Below are 4,631 nucleotides of genomic sequence, written 5' to 3' on the forward strand. Positions count from 1 at the left end.
CCGACGCCAATGCGGCAGGCACGAACTCCACAGCGATCGGCCCAGCGGCCAATGCCTATGGCAATGGCTCGATCGCTCAGGGTAACGGCGCAATCGCCGGTGTCAGCGGCACACCTACCACAGCCAACGATGTGGCGTTGGGCAATAGCAGCAAGGCCACGGGCGGTAACTCTTTCGCTGGCGGCAATGCGGCCAGCGCTGCGGGCGCCTCCTCGGTGGCGCTGGGCAATACCGCCAACGCCAAGGCAGCGAATGCCGTCGCTCTGGGCGCGAACGCCGTCGCTAATAACGCGAACGACCTGGCGCTGGGTGCCGGTTCGACCACCGCGGCGCCGAATACCGGCACCACGGCACTGTACGGCGGCACGGCGGCGGGTATCGCCAAGGCGGCCAGCGGTGTGGTGTCGGTCGGTTCGGCGGGTAACGAGCGTCAGATCCAGAACGTGGCGGCCGGCGTGATCTCGGCGACCAGCACCGATGCCGTCAATGGTTCGCAGTTGAGCGCGGTAGCGACCGGCGTCAATAACCTGGGCAGCTCGACGGCAAGCACGCTGGGCGGCGGCGCCAGCTACAACGCAGCCACTGGCACCATCAGCGGCTTCAGCCAGCCGATCAACGGCGTCAGCGCCACCGGTGCGGTGAGTGCGCCGACCGCACAAACCAGCGTGGCCGGCGCGCTGACGGCACTGAACAACAACGTCAACAACACCGCCAATATCGCGGTGAAATACGATGCCGCCGGTGGCAACACCATCACGCTCGGCGCCACGGGCGGTACCGGTGCGCCAGCAGGCGGGGTGAAAATCACCAATCTCACTGCAGGCACCTTGAGCGCGGCAAGCACGGATGCGGTGAACGGTTCGCAGCTCAATACGACCAACACCAATGTCGCCAACAACACCACGGCGATTGCGGGCAACACCACCTCGATCACCAACCTGGGTGGTCAGGTCAACAACATCTACGCGACGGGCACCAAATACTTCCACGCCAATTCGACCGGTGTGGATTCGACCGCCACGGGTGCGAACAGCGTGGCTATCGGCCAGAGCGCGGTGGCAACGAATGCCAATGACGTCGCACTGGGTGCGAATAGCACGACTACTGCAACGACCGCCGTAAGCGGTGCCACGATTGGTGGCACCAACTACACCTTTGCCGGTGCGACGCCGACCGCTGCGCTGAGCGTAGGTGGCCGTCAGATTCAGAACGTGGCGGCAGGCCAGCTGAGTGGTAGCAGCACCGATGCAGTGAATGGTTCGCAGTTGTTCGCAACCAACCAGCAGGTGACCAGCAACACCACCAATATCGCCAACAACACGACAGCGATTGCGGGTAACACGACCTCGATCAACAACATCAATAACGGCACCAGCGGTATCGTGCAGCAGGCTGGCGGCATCAGCCCGAGCAATGCCAATCCGATCACGGTGGGTGCGGCAACCGGCGGTACGTTGGTGAATTTCGCCAATGCCAGTGGCGCGACGCGCACGTTGACCAATGTATCGGCAGGCGCGTTGAGCACGACCAGCACCGATGCGGTGAATGGCTCGCAGCTCAATACGACCAACACCAACGTCGCCAACAACACGACGGCGATTGCCGGCAACACCACCTCGATCAACAACCTGGGTAGCCAGGTCAACAACATTTACGCGACTGGCACCAAATACTTCCATGCCAACTCGACCGGTGCGGATTCCACTGCGACCGGTGCGAACAGCGTAGCCATCGGTCAGAGCGCCGTAGCAACGAATGCCAATGACGTTGCACTGGGTGCGAACAGCACCACGAGCGCAACGACTGCGGTAAGCGGTGCCACGATTGGTGGCACCAACTACACCTTCGCCGGTGCGACACCGACCGCGGCATTGAGCGTGGGTGGCCGGCAGATCCAGAACGTGGCGGCAGGTCAATTGAGCGGTATCAGCACCGATGCGGTGAATGGTTCGCAGTTGTTTGCAACCAACCAGCAAGTGACCGCCAACACCACCAGTATCAACAATTTGAACAATCAAGTGGGCTCAGTGGATGCGTTGAACTGGGATCCAGCCGCCAACGGTGGTACGGGCGCCTGGAACGCGAACCACAAGGGCAGCGGCCCGAACAAGATCACCAATGTGGCCGCCGGCACTTTGAGCACGACCAGCACCGATGCGGTGAACGGTTCGCAGCTCAATACGACCAACACCAATGTGACGAACAACACGACGGCGATTGCCGGTAACACCACATCGATCAACAACATCAACAACGGCACCAGCGGCATCGTGCAGCAGGCCGGTGGCATCAGCCCGAGCAACGCGAACCCGATCACTGTGGGTGCGGCAACCGGCGGTACGGTAGTGAGTTTCGCCAATGCCGGTGGCGGCACGCGCACTCTGACCAATGTGTCGGCAGGCACACTGAGCACGACCAGCACCGATGCGGTGAATGGCTCGCAGTTGAACGCGACCAACATCAACGTCGCCAACAACACGACGGCGATTGCCGGCAACACCACCTCGATCAACAACTTGGGTGGTCAGGTCAACAACATCTACGCGACGGGCACCAAATACTTCCATGCCAACTCGACCGGTGCGGATTCCACTGCGACTGGTGCGAACAGCGTAGCCATCGGTCAGAGCGCCGTAGCAACGAATGCCAATGACGTTGCACTGGGTGCGAACAGCACCACGAGCGCAACGACTGCGGTAAGCGGCGCCACCATCGGCGGCACCAACTACACCTTTGCCGGTGCGACGCCGACCGCTGCGCTGAGCGTGGGTGGTCGGCAGGTCCAGAATGTGGCGGCAGGCCAGCTAAGCGGCAGCAGCACTGATGCCGTGAACGGTTCGCAGTTGTTCGCCACCAATCAACAGGTAACCGCCAACTCGACTAGCATCACCAACTTGAACAATCAGGTAGGCTCGATCGATGCGTTGAACTGGGATCCGACCGCGAATGGTGGTGCCGGTGCATGGAACGCCGATCACAAGGGCAGTGGCCCGAGCAAGATCACCAATGTGGCTGCCGGCGCCTTGAGCACGACCAGCACCGATGCGGTGAATGGTTCGCAGCTTAATACGACCAATACCAATGTCGCCAACAACACCACGGCGATTGCGGGCAACACGACATCGATCAATAACCTGGGTAGCCAGGTCAACAACATCTACGCGACGGGTACCAAGTACTTCCACGCAAATTCGACCGGTGCGGATTCGACCGCCACCGGAGCGAACAGCGTAGCTATCGGTCAGGGCGCTGTAGCGACCAACGCCAACGACGTTGCATTGGGTGAAGGCTCGACCACCGCAGCAGCGGTAGCCACGGCCAGCGGCACCATCAATGGCACCAGCTACAACTATGCGGGTAATGCGCCGACCTCGACGGTTAGTGTGGGTAGCGTGGGCAACGAGCGCACGCTGACTAACGTGGCAGCAGGTCAAGTCACCGCAAGCAGCACCGACGCAGTGAACGGCAGCCAGTTGTTCGCGACTAACAGTGCCGTGACCAGCCTGGGTACGACGGTCAATAACATCAATAACGGCGGTGGCATCAAGTATTTCCACGCCAACTCGACGAGTGCGGATTCAAGCGCGACGGGTATCGATAGCGTGGCGATCGGTCCAAGCGCGGTGGCGACGAATGCCAACGATGTAGCCTTGGGTTCGAACAGCACCACCAGCGCGACCACGGCAGTAAGCGGTGCGATGATCGGTGGCACCAACTACAGCTTTGCCGGTGCCACGCCGAGCGCCGCACTGAGCGTGGGTGGCCGGCAGATTCAAAACGTGGCGGCCGGTCAGTTGAACGGCAGCAGCACCGATGCGGTGAACGGCTCGCAGCTGTTCGCCACCAATCAGCAAGTCACCGCCAATTCGACCAGCATCACCAACTTGAACAACCAAGTGGGTTCGATCGACGCGTTGAACTGGGACCCCGCCGCCAACGGTGGCGCCGGTGCATGGAACGCGAACCATAAGGGCAGCGGCCCGAACACCATCACCAATGTGGCCGCCGGCACCTTGAGCTCGACCAGCACCGAGGCGGTGAATGGTTCGCAGCTCAATACGACCAATACCAACGTGACCAACCTGGGCGATCAGGTGAGCAACATCTACGCCACCGGTACCAAGTATTTCCATGCCAACTCGACCGGTGCGGATTCCACCGCCACGGGCGCGGACAGCGTGGCGATCGGTCAAAGCGCAGTGGCCACGAACGCCAACGACGTCGCACTCGGTGCGGGTTCGGTGACCGCGGCGGCGATAGCGACAGCCAGTGGCAGCATCAATGGCAGCAGCTATAACTATGCCGGGGGTGCGCCGACGTCGACGGTGAGCGTGGGCAGCGTGGGTAACGAACGCACCCTCACCAACGTCGCGGCGGGCCGCGTCACGGCAAGCAGCACCGATGCGGTGAATGGTAGCCAGTTGTTTGCCACCAATAGTGCGGTGACCAGTCTGGGCAGCACCGTCAACACCATTAACAACGGCGGCGGCATCAAGTATTTCCATGCCAATTCGATCTTGGAAGATTCCTCGGCGACCGGCACGGATTCGACCGCGGCCGGTCCGCTGGCGACGGCATCGGCAGCCGGCGCTTCGGCGTACGGCAAGCATACCAAGGCATCGGGCAACAGC

Annotated in this window: 1 protein-coding gene; it reads left to right on the top strand. The window is 61.7% G+C overall.

The window, feature by feature from the left end; genetic code table 11:
- The coding region (locus OUZ52_RS22370) for a beta strand repeat-containing protein (RefSeq protein ID WP_266160811.1) at positions 1 to 4,631 on the top strand (4,631 nt) is incomplete at both ends.

Source organism: Dyella silvatica (assembly GCF_026283955.1).
In the GTDB taxonomy this organism is placed as follows: domain Bacteria; phylum Pseudomonadota; class Gammaproteobacteria; order Xanthomonadales; family Rhodanobacteraceae; genus Dyella_C; species Dyella_C silvatica.